This window comes from Seinonella peptonophila, assembly GCF_900129355.1.
Classification (GTDB): Bacteria; Bacillota; Bacilli; order Thermoactinomycetales; family Thermoactinomycetaceae; genus Seinonella; species Seinonella peptonophila.
In genome coordinates, this window is record NZ_FQVL01000004.1 from 156157 (window position 1) to 171547 (window position 15391).

Sequence of the window (15391 nt, forward strand, 5' to 3'; positions counted from 1 at the left end):
GTCATAAAAGTGGGTGGCTATGTTCAGTTGTCTCATTATATCGAAGCATGAATTTGCAAAAATGTCTAGGTCATTCGAACCATCTTTTTTAGATGGTTTTATTGTTGCAAAAAATATTCATATGTAATATATTTATTACATATGAAAAATACATATGAGAGGAATGAACCAGATGAAGCGGATCGGAAAGCGTAAATTTGTCATTTTGATGGGAATCATCCAGTTATTATTTGTTGCATTATTCATGCCGACATCAATCTTTGCTCAAAATGTAAGCAGTCATGAGGAGCCAATCAAATTTCAAGGGGAAGGTGTCATGCTAAATGGAACGGTTCTTGCCCCTACAAAAATAGGACGCCACCCAGCCATCGTGATTGTGCATGGGTCAGGAAAAGGAGATCGAAATAAGCTGCGGGATCATGCAGAGATATTTGCGAAGAAGGGTTATGTGACGTTGATTTATGATAAACGGACAAAAGGTTATTCTACTTTTAATCGTTCGTATGCTCTGCTTGCTAAGGATGTAATCGCTGCTGTACAAGCGTTAAAAAAACGTCCTGATGTTGATCCAAATAAGATTGGTGTATTTGGAGAGAGTGAAGGTAGCTGGGTAGCGCCATTAGCAGCCACACAGTCTAGTGAGATCAAGTTTGTAATCACACTTGGAGCCGCTACCGTTTTACCGATTGCGCAACAAAATTGGAGCATCGAAAATATGTTGCGTTATCAAGGAATTACTGATCAATCGATGATTGGGGCTGTCAATCGAAATGGGGTCAGATTTATTGTAGGTTCATCATTGTTTCCCGAGGCTACTTATGATGCGATTCCTGTGCTACAGCGTTTGAAACAACCCATTCTCGCTATTTGGGGAAGTGAAGATCGTCAGTCCCCTCCCGCTGAAAGTGCTGCGATCATGAAGGAAACATTTTCTCAAGTGAGAAAGGATAACTACACCCTTGCCTTTATACCGAATGCTGATCATGCAGCCCATCAAACGCCCGATGGATTTAAAAGACTACAACCACTCGCACAGGGATATGGTGAGGTCATGACGTCTTGGCTAGATCAGCTCTTTTTAAGCAAAAAAATACAGCCTTTATCAGGGGTTGTTCAACCCAAACAAGCATTTTCCACATATGTAGATGCAGCGAAAACGCATTGGTATGATTCTGTTCAGTTTCAAGGAGCATTACTACTATTTCTTTTGATCGGCTTTTTTGGATATGGAATTCGGTTACGTCGGCATCGGCAAGATCGTTTATCTAAGATGATTCGTTGGATACCTCGATTGGTAGCAATCACAGGGGGAGTTGCAACGATTGGTTTTGTCTGCTTCTTTTTCTATATCTGGATAAAAGCAGGTAAACATATCGGTCCCGTTTTGATGGGTCATTCTCTTGTCTGGTTGATCATTCAAATATTTACTCTTGTTGCCTGCTTGTTTAGTATCAGCTTGTTTTTTATTCTGCATAAACATTGGACAATTGCATCAAAAATAGAACGAATTCGCCTAAGTTTATTAACTTTAGGCAGCATATTGTTTGCCTTTTGGGCTGCTTATTGGAAATTACTATTTTTTTAACCGTTTTATCATAACAAGCTATTGATTTTATGTTTCATATGACATATATTTATTACATATGAAACATAAAAAAATTGATCAAGTGCCAACAGGTGACCAAATGTTAAAGATGCTGGAAGCATTGGCAAATCCACACAGAATGCGCATCATCGCTTCATTGACCCATGAACGAAGCTATGTGAGTGAACTGGCTCGTATGCTACAAATGAGTCGACCATTGCTCTATATGCATCTCCAACGTTTAGAGAGTGCTGGATTGATCACGAGTAGCCTCGAACTGTCGTCTGATGGGAAAGCGATGAAGTATGTGGAAGTCAGCCCATTCTTCTTACAGCTAAGTCCAGAGCTAATCACCGAGGCAGTCGAGACATTGACGACAAAAGCACCAAATAACTCGGGCAAAAAAAGGAAATAGGAGGTCGTTTATCGTTGAATCAAGCAAATGATTGGTATGGATACTTAGGGATGGGTTTGGGTATGTTACTTGCAATTATTGTAGGAGTGTTGTTGATTGTATTGATCATACAACTCTTTAAAAACTACCAACTAAAGACAAAAACAGCAGTAGAAATTGCACGTGACGAGGCGTATCGTAAACTTTCCGAACAGAGTCTTGCGGTTCAGGAAGAGACAAGCAAAAAACTAGGAATCTTAGAACAAAAGCTAGCACAAATGGATACTGAACTAAAAGAAGTTCACCGGATGATCAAAGAGGTTGAATAATTATCGGTTGCCCATTTTATTATGGGCTTCTATTATGTAAAAAAACCAATATAATCTTGACAAAATAATTTTTATATGTTATGATGTTTGATTATAATATTTACATAAAAGGAATTTCGGATTATGATAGTAAGACCCGGCCGGGTAAATGATGATTTACTTGGGAGCGTGAAAGCTGATGAGTGTGGGTCAAGGATTGATGATTATTCCAATTTCTGCGCCTGTTATGGGGAAAATGGATACGGTTTATCCCATTTTATTTTGGGACGAGGATCAAGTTGTGTTGGTCGATACTGGATTCCCTGATCAATTAGAACAATTATATTCGGCATTTCATTCCGCCAGATTAAAACCAGCTCGTTTAAAGCGAATCATCATGACACATCAAGATATAGATCATATTGGGAATTTACAAAGTCTACTAGAAGATTCCACATACCCGATAGAAGTCTATGCACATAAACTAGAGAAGCCCTATATTGAGGGGGAGAAGAGAATCCTTCGCTTTACTGATCAAGCAATTGCTTCTATTGATCAACTCCCTAAAAGTGTACCTGCTTCATTTCGAGAAGGGCTAAAAAGAATCATGCTTCATCCTCCCAAAGCCCCTGTCTCGCATACAATCTCTGATCAGGATCATTTTGCTTGGTGTGGCGGATTGATCGTCATTGAAACGCCAGGACATACACCTGGACATATTAGTCTCTATCATCAAGCGTCTAAGATGCTAATCGCAGGAGATGCGCTGATTGCTCGAGATGGTCAGTTGCATGGCCCTGATCGAGTAACATCTCTCGACCATCGATTAGCACAAGACTCTGTAAAAAGATTACTTGACTATGAAATTGAGTCAGTTCTTTGTTATCATGGAGGGATTTATGAAGGAGATGTGCAAAAGCGATTACAGGAAATTGTGGATGAAGGCTAGGTCTGATAAGCAGATTGAATAGACTGATCGATATATAAAAGCGGTCGGTTATTACCTGCTTTTTTTCTAGTAAATGATTTAGAGAAAAATACGCGCAAAAAGTTGTAAAGCTTCACATCGCTGCATAATGATGTAACTTGAAACTAGTTTGAACTGTCGATATGATAGAGCAATCAGATGGGAGGGAGCAATGTGGACAATCCAAAGATTTCAGCCGAGCAACAGTTTGCGGATAAAGCAGAGAAATATCGAGATGAAGCGGTATTTGCTGTAGGCAATGATTTAACCTGGATGGTTGAATGCATTCCTTTGACTGGATCGGAAAAGTTACTAGATATTGGGGCAGGCGCAGGTCACACAGCTTTAGCATTTGCCACGCAGGTAGCCGAAGTATACGGTTTAGACGTAACACCTGCAATGGTCGAAGTAGCGACAAAGTTAGCTGCTGATCGTGGAGTAAAGAACGCCACCTTTCAAGTGGGAGATGTAGAGAGACTTCCTTTTCCAGATCAGTTTTTTGATATTGTCACTTGTCGGTTGGCTGCCCATCACTTTGTAGATATTCAGCAGTCGTTTAAAGAAATCACACGGGTGTTAAAGCCAGGCGGAAGTTTCTTATTGGTTGATCATTATGCTCCTGAAGAAGAAGAACAAGACCATTTTATCAATCGATTGGATCAATTACGCGATCCTTCACATGTACGGGAATATAAATTGTCAGAGTGGCGATCTTTTTTTGAAGAGAACCAACTGGAATATAGAGAAGTAAAGCATTGGCATATCTCTCTTCAATTTGATAATTGGGTTGAACGGTCAGCCACTCCTGAGGACACACGACAAAAGCTCATTCAAATGTTACAGCAAGCTACAGCAAAGCAAAAAGAGCTATTTCAAATTGAACTGGATCAAACAGGACATCCGAAATCCTTCAGCCTGTTATCTGTTTTGATACAAGGTGTGAAATCTTAACAAGCGAGTGAGAAAGCGTCACCTCCAGCCACGATCATGAGCCAGAAAGTGATGATGTCTACAAGCTGTGACCTCTCTTATGAGGTCTCAGAGTGTAACAAAGCCACGCGATCGGCGGCTCGTGATCGTGGTTCCCGGCACGCTCCGACCCGGGCTTGCAAAGATGTATGGCTGCCGCGTTCTGTCAGCTTTCGCGGTCGGGCAAAACTCGCCTCCTCCGGCATTCGCCTGCGGAGACTCGAACAGTTTGCCCATATAGAAAATACCGCTTCAGCTGCCATTCCGCTAAGTAGCGCCCGAAATGGAGCTTTGCCGTTCACCTCTCCACTCGCTCACTAGGTTTTCTTCAGTCTGTGACCTCTCTTGTGAGGTCTTTTTTATTGTACAAAAATCGAAAATTATTTTGATGGTAGATTTTTTATATAAACTCCGCTGGTTATTTATTAGAATGTAGTAGATAACGAGTGGGGGTTTGAATATGCAGTGGATATTACGAACGAAATGGATATGGGCAATTTTATGGGTAGTACTTGCCATTGGGATTTCTGCTACCATGCCATCACTAGATCAGCTCGTTAAAGAGAAAGGTCAGCCTACTGTAGGTGAAACTTATAAGTCGGGTTTGGCAGCAAAGTTGCAAAAAGAATTGAATAAAGGTAAGCAAGGAGGAAGCGAGTTTGATGCCATCCTTGTTTTCCATCAGGAACGTGCATTTTCTAAAAATGATTTTAAACAGGTAGAGCAACTGTTAAAAGAGATGAAGCAGAAGCCATCTTTACATATTAATAGTATTTTAACTCCATTTGAGCATAAAGAGGCTGAAAAGCGTTTGTTATCGAAAGATCGCAAAACGTTAATGGCGATTGCGACAGTAAGCAAGCCAAAGCAATATACCATTCAGGAAATTCATGATCAATTGAAACAAGAGATCAATCGTAGCAAGATGGACACCTATATTACAGGTGATAAGTTTATTATGGAGGATTATGCGCAGACATCGATTGATGGGGTGAAGAAAACTGAACTCTTTACGGTTATCTTTATCATTGCTGTATTAATCTTTGTCTTTCGGTCGCCTATCGCTCCATTCATCTCACTGATCATTGTAGGGATTTCATATCTTGTATCGATTGGAATCGTTGCCAATCTGGTTGAATATTTCAATTTTCCCTTTGCGAACACAACGCAAATTTTCCTTGTTCTAGTCCTATTTGGGATCGGGACGGATTATAATATCTTGCTCTTTATGAGATTTAAAGAAGAGCTAAAACAATGGGATAAAATCAGTGATGCCATCCACGCAACCTATCGCACTGCCGGTAAAACAGTCTTTTTCAGTGGTTTAGCCGTGTTGATTGGCTTTAGCATGCTTAGTTTCTCAAAGTTTGGCATCTACCAATCGGGTGTAGCTGTTGCTGTAGGGGTTGTGATTTTATTAGCGGTTCTCTTTACAATTGTTCCGTTTTGTATGGCGATCTTTGGAGAAATCCTTTTCTGGCCATCGAAAAAATCTTCAGAGCATAAAGAGAGTCGTCTCTGGAAGTGGTTTGGTCGATTCTCAGTAAAGCGTCCCATTCTTTCTATTGTCATTGTCATTGCCATTACCTTACCTTTCTTTTTTGTTTATCAAGGTAAATTATCATTCGATAGCTTACAGGAAGTACATCCAAATTATGAATCAGTAAAAGGATTTCGCTTGGTCGCTCAATCATTTGGAGCTGGACAAACACTACCAACCACCGTACTGCTCAAATCTGATCAAGCGCTTGATTCAGCAGAAGGATTAGGTTTTTTAGATGAACTACAGGAGAGATTAGAGCAAATTCCGGGTGTAAAACTTGTCTATGGACCAACCCGTCCAAATGGACAGAGAATAGACAAATTATATGCAAAAGAGCAGACAAAGCAAGTAAATAAAGGCTTGGACCAATCAAACAAAGGGCTGCAACAAATATCGGGTGGTCTAAATCAAGCCGCAAGTCAAATTCAGGCTTCTACAGCTGGCGGATTTGATAATGTTAACAAACTGATCACAGGTACAGACTCGATCCGTCAGGGTTTGGGACAAGTAGGGAAGGTACTCGGTCAGATTCAAACGGGTCTTCATCAAGGGGCAGCCGGTGCAAGTCAGTTTTCTACTTCTTTAAACCAATTAGATCATGGAATTGAGCAATTAACAGATTCAACCGAACAAATTTTATCGGGCTATCGGCTATTGGCTAAGGAAATGGGAAAAGCTGAAAGTCGTATGAACCAACAGATAAAAGCGCAATCCACCGCATTAAAGCAGGCTGCCGAACAAATCCTGACATCTGTTAAAGAGATGGAGCGGAAAAATCCTGAGTTGGCGCAGAGTGAAGAGTTAGCAACGATTCGCGCAACTGCAGAAAAACTAAAAGAGCAGGCTGCCCATCCCACGGCAGGGGCATCATTTTCACAAGTAGTGGAGCAAATGAACCGTGCCAATCAAGGGCTAGCCGCAGTGGTCGCAGGAGAAAAGAAATTGCAGTCAGGAAGTAGTCAGTTGAGTAGTGGAGCGAAGCAGTTGGCAAATGGGCTAAAGCAAGGAGCCACTGGACAGGCAGCTGTAACTGCATCAATTGGGAAGATGGACCAGGGATTACTAGCGGTCAATCAAGGACAAAAGCAATTAAATACAGGATTGAAGCAATATGCAGCGGGAATGAAAGAGTTACAGCAGGGATTAAGTAAAAGCTCTAATGGCCTGAATAAGATATCGGGTGGATTAGTAAAAGGAAATCAATATCTAGCTGAGTTAACAGGTGGATCATCAATTGAGAGGTTCTTTGTTCCAAATGAAGTGAGAAAAGGGGATAGTTTCCAAAAAGCATTAGACCTTTATATGTCAAAGGATCGTAAAGTGATCAAGTATAACATTGCTCTATCAGTTGATCCATATTCTCCAAAAGCGATGGATTTAGCGAAAGAGATTGATAAAACGGTTAAGGAGTTTGCCACATACACACCATATAAAAACCTACAAATTGGAACGGGCGGTGTATCGGCTAGTAATGATGATCTTCAACATATCTCAGCAGGTGATTTTTCGCGAACGGTCAACTTTATGTTGATTGGTATTGGGATTATGTTAATCCTTCTTTTCCGTTCATTCTGGTTACCTGTGTTCGTCATGTTAAGTCTGGTCGGTTCCTACTATACCGCCCTCTCATTTAGCGAGCTGGTTTTTTCGCATTGGTTTGGTGGATTGGGACTCTCTTGGACAGTGCCATTTTTCTCCTTTATTCTGATCATTGCTTTGGGAGTTGACTATAGTATTTTCTTATTGATGCGTTATCAAGAATCGATACGTGAATCAGCAAGTGCAGCAATCTTGCTGGCGATGAGAAAGATCGGAGGCGTTGTCATCTCCGCCGCCATCATTCTATGTGGAACATTTGCTGCCATGTATCCAGCCGGCGTAACGACACTGGTGCAAATATCTACTGTCGTGATACTCGCATTATTACTCCTCGCATTTGTTCTGTTGCCTTTATTTATTCCAGCAGGAATTGCATTAATGGAAAAACAAAGTCTTCGTGAACAACAGCATCGTAAGCAGATTGAACAGGATGCTTACTTATAACCCGCCGATAGTGATATACTAAGCCAGTAAAGTTTGGACGAGAAAGAAGGGTAAAACATGTCAGTTCGTATGCGTTTTGCTCCCAGTCCTACAGGACACTTACATATAGGTGGGGCTCGAACAGCACTATTTAATTATTTATTTGCGAAACAACAAGGTGGAAGTTATATACTTCGGATTGAAGATACTGATCTCGCCCGGAATCGAGAGGATGCACTTCAAGGCATCATCGATGGTTTCCGATGGTTAGGGTTGGATTGGGACGAAGGTCCAGAAATGGGGGGAGATTATGGTCCCTATAGTTGTATGGAGCGATTAGAACTATACCAACCCTTTGTCGAGCAACTGTTAGCAGAAGGTAAAGCATATAAGTGTTACTGTAGCAGTGAACAGTTGGCTACAGAAAAAGAAGCTGCCAAAGCAGAAGGTCGTCTCTATCGCTATCCAGGAACATGCCGTCATCTAACAGAAGATGAGCGAACATATAAGGAAAAAGCAGGTGCTGATTATACCATTCGTTTTGCTGTACCTGCTTCCGATTTACTTGATTTTGATGACTTAATTCGGGGTGACGTTCGTTTTACTACCGAAGACGTTGAAGATTTTGTAATTGTAAAATCAGATGGAATCCCAACTTATCATTTTGCTGTAACCATTGATGATCATCTAATGGAGATTACGCATGTTGTTCGTGGTGAAGAGCATATTTCCAATACACCCAAACAGATTTTGCTCTATCGTGCGTTTGGTTGGGAAGAACCACGCTTTGGACATCTACCGCTTATCTTAAATCCAAATGGGAAGAAATTATCAAAACGCGATGGTTCGATTATTCAATTTATAGATCAGTATAAAGAACTCGGCTATCTACCAGAAGCAGTGATTAATTATCTGGCATTATTAGGCTGGTCGCCAAGTGATGAACATAGCGAACAAGAGCTCTTTACAAAAGAAGAATTGATCGAACAATTCTCATATGAACGGGTCAATCGTTCAGGAGCAGTCTTTGATCCTGAGAAGTTAGCTTGGGTTAATGCACAGTATATTAAAGCTTCAGACCCTCAGCGGATTGTTGAGCTTGCTCTTCCTTATCTAGAAAAGGAATATGATAGAAAGTTGCCGCTTGATTGGGTTACTTCGCTTGTGACGCTATATCAAACTGCCATTCAAGCAATCCATGAGATTGTAGATGTATCGAGAATTTTCTTTCAAGATCAGGTGGAATACAATGAAGAAGCCAAAAAACTTCTTCAAGAAGAGCATGTATCGATCGTTTTACAAGCGGTAAGGGCAAATTTAGCCGCTTTGGGCACAGATGAATATCTAGCGCCACAAATTAAAAAAGCAATTCGAAAAGTCCAGAAAGAGACCGGCTACCGTGGAAAACAACTCTTTCTACCAGTTCGTGTCGCTACTACAGGAGAGAGTAAGGGACCAGACCTGAACGAGACATTAGCCTTGTTAGGTCAGGACACTGTGTTGCAAAGATTGGAACAAGCGCTCTCCACTTGATGAGAAGCAAACCCGGATCGGAGCGTCGCCGTGAACCACGAACACGAGCCGATCACGCGATTTTATCTATAATCTGGAAGCACTACCTTTGGTGGTGCTTTTTTATATTGTTTATGCATATTCATATAGTTGAGATCGAAGTGTGCGGAAGAAACAAAGGAGAGGTGCTTATGAGTCGGGAATCATTTTATCCTTCATGGTCTAAGCTAAAATCTTCAATTGATCAGATCAAGAAGCGACGAACCTATTTGAGCGATTTTCCAGCATTGCCCGGTGAACGGGATGACTGTGGACGGTTTCAACGTGCCATAGCGAAAACACCGGTCGGTGGGGAATTAGTGGTTCCTGACGGCTATTATTTCGCAGATAGTTTGACTATCCATAAAAATATTTCTGTCATCTTCCAAGGTAATGCAACAATTGAAGCAACCGCGCCTAACCGTGATATTTTACGAATAGAGGGCTCGAGAGATCAGCGGAATTACATATTGTCCAAGCCCTTAAAAAGAGGGGATCGGGAAATCTTATTATCGACTACGCCATCATTTCAAGAGGGCGATGTCATCATCCTGACAGACGATACTCGAAGAAATGCGGATCAACAGATGGATATGAATACTGAAATTCATGAAATAGAAGCAGTAGTAAATCAAAATCAAAACCTTGTCCGAAATGCAGCAATGGTTTTAGACTCTGATAGAGATGGAGTAGTCGATCAGTTTTCAAGCTATTCGAACCATCCATTAAGTGAAATCTTTCAAGCATCAAAAGAACTGCAAGCACAAGTGATTCAGTTACCCAGAGTCGCGGTGCCCACACGTGCTGGAATTGTGCAAAGTATTCCACTGCAACAAGATCAAGTCTACACATTTCAGGTGGAAACAAAAGTAGCAGAAGCATCTGGAGATTTTGAAGGATCCTGTTATCTAGTCTGGTATGATCGAGCGTCAAAAATAATCGGTAGAGAATATGTCTCAGACTTTACCCCATTTAATTGGTCAACGATTCGCCTGCACAATATAAAACCTCCGGCAGGTTCAGCATTCTGCAAAATTTTTCTAGAAGTGGAGACAGAGACGCCAGGTTCATATGGAACGATTTACTTTCGAAACCTGAAGTTTCAATCCGCCTCCACACGGCTGATTTTACGTGATTTTGTCCGGCTGCCCAAACAGATCTCTACAAAAGGAGTTAATATTTATCGGATTCATCCACTAAATAATATCAAGGTTAAAAATTTTAAATATCGACTGAAAGAAGGTTCTGAGTCAGGGAATGGGCTGACCTTACAGTATATTCGTGGCGGGATGATCGAAGAGATTCAAGGAGATCGAGGCGCAGGATCTGGTGTACAAATTCTGAAGTCCATGCATATAACGGTTCGTGATTTTCGATTTCTCAAACCACAACATACAGGAAGCGGTCAAGGTTATGGTGTGCAATGTTATGGAGGCTGTAGTCATATCTTGATTCAGAATGGATATACACTAGATTGTCGTCATTCCGTTGATTTGGATAGTACATTTGATGCGACTATCGAACATGTTTTTGACTACAATTCACAAGGTGCCGCTTTTGTCATGAGTCATAACGGATGTTGTAGCGATATAACATTTCGTGGTTGTCAAACCCTTCATTCGATTGGTTCAGGATTTGTCGCAGATAGTCAGGGATTCGCTGATCGACGAAAATGTACCTTCCACAATTTTCGAGTGATCGATTGTACGGCTGTGATTCAAAATCCTACGACAGCAGCTATTTACTGGTATTCACCATGTAAGAATGCCGTTGTTCGCGATTGCACATTACGATATGATGGCGTGAAATTGCCTGCAGTCTGGTGCAATGCAGGCATTCGTATTTATCCTGTAGAGTCGGATGTTACAATTACAGGTTGTGATATTACCGGCTTTCGTCGTGGTGTGGCATTACAAGTCGGTGGTAAAGTCCAGTTGGTAAATGAAGATGATTGTGCGATTACAGTGCGCGACTCGCGGATTAAAAATTGCCAATCGGCATTTCTCTGTTATCAAGGAAAAGAAAGGCGAGTATCTCTATACAATATCGATTGTCAGAGCATTCATTCATTTTTACTTGAGCTTTCGGGTACTGGATCATTTAAAGAATTCGTGATTGATGGACTCTCCGTGCAAAAATCCCCTAAATGTCAATTTACAAATCAGCCAAAACAGATTTATACCGTTGGAAATCAAGGTTATATCAATAACATTCGCAGTGACCGAACAGCCCGTTTTCGGGCAGAGAAAAATTGGAGAATATCGCAAGACCAACTATTTTTAAACGGAAATAGCTCATCCCTTCTGCTTGAAGGATCGGGCTTTCCATCTGCGTCTGACCCCATTCCTGATGGCTGGGTGGAAGGACAGCAACTAACATTGGTCACGACTCAGGGAGAATGGGTAATCAAACAAGGCGCTAACATGCTTCTATCCCATAGTGGCCCTGAACTGATCTTAAATGAACGACGACGTACATTAACATTGATCTGGCAATCAGGAAAATGGGTAGAGAGGAGTTAGTCTATATCCAATGGAAAATCGATTGTAAAACTTCCTATTTTTCACTCGATTTAATAAAATAAGAAAATGTGTTATTTCGTTTCATTCTTCATTTTTTCGTTGAGGCAGGGAAGAATGAAAATATTTAGCATGTGGATCAAGTGAAGGGAGATACAATCATGTCGTGGAGACAACGAGTTCAATTTCTCTCGCGTTTTTTACAAAATCCCAAGAAAATTGGTAGTGTGACACCAAGCTCTCGGTTCTTAGTTGAAGCATTATTAGACCCAGTCGATTGGGCAAAAGTGAAAACAATTGTAGAATTAGGAGCTGGAACGGGGGTGTTAACAAGGAAAATCGCTAGACGAATTCGAGATGATTCCCATGTCTACATCTTTGAACAAGACTCCAAATTGGCACAGGCATTAAAAGCTCGTTATCCGCAGATGATCCATTGCAGTGATGCAAAACAATTATCTTTCGAATTGGAGATGAATGGAGTACATCAAGTTGATTGCATTATTTCTAGCTTGCCATTTGCTAATTTTTCAATGAAAGAACGAGTAATTTTACTCAAGGGAATTCAACAAGTGCTAGCTCAAAAAGGAGTTTTTATTGCCTATCAATATTCATTACAAATGCGTGGGCTATTTGAAGAATATTTTCCTCATGTCGACACCAGATTTATTCCTTTTAACTTGCCTCCTAGCTTTGTTTACATCTGTCGAAAAGATCCATGTATCCACTTAAAGTTAGATAGGAAAAAGAATACTCTTTTAACCATATGAACAAGGGAAATCTCGATCACTCCGTCAGTGATGGAGATTTTTTTGTCCATCAATGATGAGTAAGCGTCTCGCTGGAGGAAATGCTATCACTTTAGGGATAAAATTCTGGTATGATAAAAAACGTAATAATTACGATTTACATTTAGTTGCATCTAAAATATAATAAAAACAAGCTAAACAAAAAAACTATTATTCATTGGAGGTTTACCTTGTGTTCATTAGCAGAAAGGTTTGGTACATGCTTTTACTCATAAGTATGATCATCATCAGTGGTTGCCAAACTGCCCAAATTCCTACTAAACAACCTGGAAAGTTACTCATTTATACAAGTATTTACCCGATAGAGTATTTTGCGAAAAGAATTGGTGGAAATCAAGTACAGGTTCATAACTTGGTACCACCTGGAGTTGAGCCTCATGATTTTGAACTGTTGCCTAAGCAGCGTGCTGCTTTGCAAGAAGCTGATCTCATCTTGTACAATGGCGGTGGATTTGAGAATTGGCTAGAAAAGGTAAAACAGAGTGATTCCAATCAAAAGCGTTGGGTTGAGGTTTCGAAGGGATTGTTGACTATAGCTGAACGAGAAGGAGCTGAACATGAAAAAGAGGAGCATGGACATGGTGTTGATCCACATATCTGGCTGGATCCAGCCTTAGCAAAGAAGCAAGCGGAGCAAATTACACAAGCACTGATGAAAGTAGATGAAAAGCATAAAGATACTTATCAAAAAAATATGGATCAGCTTGCCAAACAATTTGATCAATTGGATCAATCGTTTCAACAAATGGTAAATCGGGCTGGAAAGAAAGAATTTGTTGTTTCTCATTCCGCTTTTGCTTATCTGGCAAAAAAATATGGATTAGAACAAATCGCAGTTTCTGGCATTTCACCAGTTGATGAACCAAGTGCAAAAGAACTAACATCCATTGTCCAAACGATGCAGGCACATCAGTTAAAATATATTTTCTTTGAAACACTGGTACATCCCAAAGTTGCACAAACAATTCAGCGGGAAGCACATGCAACTGTACTTACACTTAACCCTTTGGAAGGTTTAACAAAGAAAGAAATGGACCAAGGATCTGATTACTTTACAGTGATGGAGCAAAACCGTCAGAATCTAGCGAAAGCATTGGAGAGTCAATGATGAATGGACAAGCATTTCTTCAAGTAGAAAATGTTTCATTTGGATACGGTAAACAATATGTCTTAAAAGATGTTTCATTATCCATGTATTCGGGGGAATATACGGTATTGATCGGTCCAAATGGTTCTGGAAAGTCAACATTGATCAAATTAATTTTAGGGCTTTTGCAGCAACAAGATGGACAGATTCAAATTCAAAGAAGTCGTGTAGGATATGTGGCACAGCAAGCAAATCGCGGTTTGGCTGATTTTCCTGCTACTGTTCGTGAAGTTGTGGCATCAGGAAGCTATGGACAAATTGGACTTTTACGCTGGATGGGATCAAAGCATTGGCAAGGAGTTGAACGAGCACTTGATCAGGTAGGCTTAACAGAATTCGCCAGTCGAAAATTAAGTCAATTATCAGGAGGTCAGCAACAAAGAGTATATATAGCTCGTGCATTGATGAGCAATCCGCAATTACTAATTTTAGATGAACCCACAGTAGGGATTGATGTACAGGCAAAAGAACAATTTTATCAACTTTTAAAACAGCTTCATCAACAAGGATTATCTATTTTACTCGTTAGCCATGATTTAGATGAAGTAATCAGTGATGTGGATCGTGTTCTTTGTCTAAACCAATCGATTTATTTTTATGGTTCGACACAGGAATTCTTACGAGAACAAAAAGAATTATTACCTAATTTATTTGGTGTTTCCACAATAAGGAGTATTCTATGATCTTTACATTTTCATTTATGCAACAAGCATTCATTGCAGGAGTGATTGTAGGCTTTTTATCGCCTTTAGTTGGCTTGTTCCTTGTTGTTCGTCGTCTTTCTCTTATTGCTGAGGCTTTATCCCATGTGAACCTTTCTGGGATTGCGGCAGGTTTATTGGTGCAAAAAAATTTCCCGGCGTTCGCCTTTCTACAACCACTATATTTTGGCATGTTCTTTTCGCTTGTTGGTTCATTATTTGTAGAAAGAATTCGTCGCTTATATCGCACTTATCAAGAATTAGCGATCCCGATCATGCTTTCTTTTGGCATGGCAGTTGGTGTCATCTTTATTAGTGCAAGTGGTGGATTTAATGCAGATGTAGCAGGATATTTATTTGGCAATATCTTAAATATTACGGTGCAAGAAGTGAAGATGATTTCAATTGTGGGTTTGATTGTACTGTTGGTCATCGTATTGCTGTACAAAGAGCTATTTGCGCTCAGTTTTGATGAGGAATATGCTCGTCTGATGGGGATTCGGCATCATCTGATTAATGGTATTTTTATTTTATTGGTCGCACTTGTGATCTCAATCAGCATTCGCGTTGTTGGTAGTTTACTGGTATCTGCTCTGATGACAATTCCAGTTGCTAGCAGCTTGCAGATTGCAAAGAGTTTTCGACAGGCATTGCTATATGCAATCATCTTCGCCGAGTTAGCTGTGATGATTGGTTTAATTGGTTCATATTATTTAAATTGGGCTTCTGGCGGAACGATTGTACTTGTCTCTGTGTGTATCTTTTTTATGACAGTTGCGGTTCGACGCTGGATTTTTAGAGGATAACTGAGAGTTCTCGATTCGCATTTTTGCCCACTTTCGGTTACAATATGGACTAAATCGAGCCGGTTTTGGG

At 40.5% G+C, this 15391-nt stretch carries 12 protein-coding genes; all 12 read left to right on the top strand.

Annotation, left to right across the window (positions count from 1 at the left end):
• Positions 1-172: 172 nt before the first annotated feature.
• The 12 genes from BUB71_RS09145 to BUB71_RS09200 all read left to right on the top strand — a co-directional run bounded on the left by BUB71_RS09145 (position 173) and on the right by BUB71_RS09200 (position 15321).
• Positions 173-1585, top strand: coding sequence for an alpha/beta hydrolase family protein (locus BUB71_RS09145; protein ID WP_175552323.1), 1413 nt, complete (start codon positions 173-175; stop codon positions 1583-1585).
• Positions 1586-1643: 58 nt separating this feature from the next.
• Positions 1644-2000, top strand: a complete 357-nt coding sequence (locus tag BUB71_RS09150; RefSeq protein WP_073154535.1) for an ArsR/SmtB family transcription factor — start codon at positions 1644-1646, stop codon at positions 1998-2000.
• Positions 2001-2014: 14 nt separating this feature from the next.
• A complete protein-coding gene (locus tag BUB71_RS09155) occupies positions 2015-2308 on the top strand; it encodes a hypothetical protein (protein WP_073154536.1) in 294 nt (97 codons plus the stop codon).
• Positions 2309-2486: 178 nt separating this feature from the next.
• Positions 2487-3236, top strand: a complete 750-nt coding sequence (locus tag BUB71_RS09160; RefSeq protein ID WP_073154537.1) for an MBL fold metallo-hydrolase — start codon at positions 2487-2489, stop codon at positions 3234-3236.
• Between the two features lie 192 nt (positions 3237-3428).
• Positions 3429-4205, top strand: coding sequence for a class I SAM-dependent methyltransferase (locus BUB71_RS09165; protein WP_422785139.1), 777 nt, complete (start codon positions 3429-3431; stop codon positions 4203-4205).
• A gap of 478 nt (positions 4206-4683) precedes the next feature.
• Positions 4684-7809: an MMPL family transporter gene (locus tag BUB71_RS09170; RefSeq protein ID WP_073154538.1), complete on the top strand. Its 3126-nt coding sequence runs from the start codon at positions 4684-4686 to the stop codon at positions 7807-7809.
• A gap of 57 nt (positions 7810-7866) precedes the next feature.
• Positions 7867-9321, top strand: coding sequence for a glutamate--tRNA ligase (gltX, locus tag BUB71_RS09175; RefSeq protein ID WP_073154539.1), 1455 nt, complete (start codon positions 7867-7869; stop codon positions 9319-9321).
• Positions 9322-9491: 170 nt separating this feature from the next.
• Positions 9492-11861, top strand: coding sequence for a right-handed parallel beta-helix repeat-containing protein (locus tag BUB71_RS09180; protein ID WP_073154540.1), 2370 nt, complete (start codon positions 9492-9494; stop codon positions 11859-11861).
• Between the two features lie 158 nt (positions 11862-12019).
• Positions 12020-12628, top strand: a complete 609-nt coding sequence (locus BUB71_RS09185) for a class I SAM-dependent methyltransferase (protein ID WP_073154541.1) — start codon at positions 12020-12022, stop codon at positions 12626-12628.
• Positions 12629-12839: 211 nt separating this feature from the next.
• Positions 12840-13775, top strand: coding sequence for a metal ABC transporter solute-binding protein, Zn/Mn family (locus tag BUB71_RS09190; protein WP_139279047.1), 936 nt, complete (start codon positions 12840-12842; stop codon positions 13773-13775).
• The gene (locus BUB71_RS09195) at positions 13772-14497 is read left to right on the top strand and encodes a metal ABC transporter ATP-binding protein (RefSeq protein ID WP_073154542.1); all 726 of its coding nucleotides are present in this window, start codon (positions 13772-13774) and stop codon (positions 14495-14497) included. The genes BUB71_RS09190 and BUB71_RS09195 overlap by 4 nt, the downstream gene beginning before the upstream one ends.
• Entirely contained in the window at positions 14494-15321 is an 828-nt protein-coding gene (locus BUB71_RS09200; RefSeq protein WP_073154543.1) for a metal ABC transporter permease, read from the top strand. Before BUB71_RS09195 ends, BUB71_RS09200 begins: the two co-directional genes overlap by 4 nt.
• Positions 15322-15391: the final 70 nt, after the last annotated feature.